Source organism: Vibrio sp. 1978, assembly GCF_033344345.1.
In genome coordinates, this window is sequence record NZ_JAWPOP010000326.1 from 1 (window position 1) to 792 (window position 792).

Consider the following 792-nt stretch of genomic DNA (forward strand, 5'->3'; position numbering starts at 1 on the left):
AAACCCGAGCAACCAAAGGGTATCTCGCCACAAGTCCATCAGATCCGCTCCTCGCAACACTATGCCTCGAATCATGCGCATAAAGTGAGTGGCGGGCAGGGCTTCTGAAATCCACTGTGCAGCGACTGGCATGCCCTCGTAAGGGAACATAAATCCAGACAGCAGAATCGAAGGCAGAAGAATGAACACCGTCATTTGCATGGCTTGAAGCTGTGTTGTGGCGATGGTGGATATGACCAATCCTAAAGTTAAGCTGGCGGCGATAAACAACAAGGTTCCAAACAGAATTTGGCTGATTGCACCGTTAATTGGTACGCCGAAAATCCAATGTCCCAACCCTAGAATGATGAAAACCTGAATTAAGCCGACAAAGATATACGGCACGATTTTCGCCACCATTAGCTCTATCGAGTGGATGGGCGTGGTGATCAATAGCTCCAAATTTCCCCGTTCACGTTCTCGTACAATCGCGGCACTGGTGAACAAAATCATCGTCATGGTGAGAATCACACCGAGTAAGCCGGGTACGATGTTGACCGCAGAACGCCGACTTGGGTTGTAGTAGAGTGCGACTTCGAATGTTTTGCTTGGCGCTGGGCGAATCTCGAAATCAAAATCGGTCAATGGCATGGTTTGCAATGACAATATTGCCGAGCTGATCATGGTATCTGACCCATCCACAATCCATTGCCCAAGCTCTCGACCTTGCATCATGCGTTGTGTGAGATCGCTTGGCAAAATCAGCACGGCGCGCACAATACCATCTTGAATCGCTTGTTCGGCCTCTTGCGC

Annotated in this window: 1 protein-coding gene; it reads right to left on the bottom strand. The window is 49.5% G+C overall.

Annotation, left to right across the window (positions count from 1 at the left end; all coding sequences use genetic code 11):
* Positions 1-792, bottom strand: a 792-nt coding sequence (locus R8N49_RS26400) for an ABC transporter permease (protein ID WP_318190355.1), incomplete at both ends; no start/stop codon positions are given.